This is a genomic window from Lactobacillus sp. C449L (assembly GCF_059900815.1).
This window is the reverse complement of the sequence record NZ_JBWXGA010000085.1, coordinates 1-522: the sequence shown is the minus strand read 5'-3', so window position 1 is coordinate 522 and position 522 is coordinate 1. Positions and strand designations below refer to the sequence as shown.

1 tRNA gene is annotated in these 522 nt (G+C 60.7%); it reads right to left on the bottom strand.

Annotated elements, in window-relative coordinates:
• Positions 1-69 precede the first annotated feature (69 nt).
• A tRNA-Pro gene (locus tag AC2JF9_RS08410) sits at positions 70-146 on the bottom strand.
• Positions 147-522: the final 376 nt, after the last annotated feature.

Sequence of the window (522 nt, the reverse complement as noted above, 5' to 3'; positions counted from 1 at the left end):
CGACCTGGCCCGGTCACTCGGTCCGAAACCGTGCTGAGTTGGTGCCGTGAACGTTTTGGGCCCTCCGGCTGGTCGGGGCGGCAGGATTTGAACCTGCGACCCTCTGCTCCCAAAGCAGATGCGCTACCAGACTGCGCTACACCCCGTCCAAGCTGAAGGAAACGAAATCCGCTCGTTCTGGCTCACTTAGGCCGTCCTCAGTTCAACTGCAATCTCCTTTCCACGCCGCGGTCCGCCGGCACTTCATAGGAGATCTTCCGGGCCACCAGGAGACCCAAGTGCAGCGATCAGCCCTGCCACGTAACTGTATGTTTTGTCGAGAGACACATGGACGGGTCTCTGCAGATCGTTGTTGCGGGACGTTCCCCATCTCGAAGGTGCGGAGGGCGACCTTCGGAGGCCAGTGCCCGATCATACCTATAGTTTTGCGGCTGACAACTACGATTGAGCCTGCGCCTCCCGAAGGCTATCCCGCCGGACCGACCAAAGGCTCCTAACCGGGTGTTTACCGGGGGCACCCAC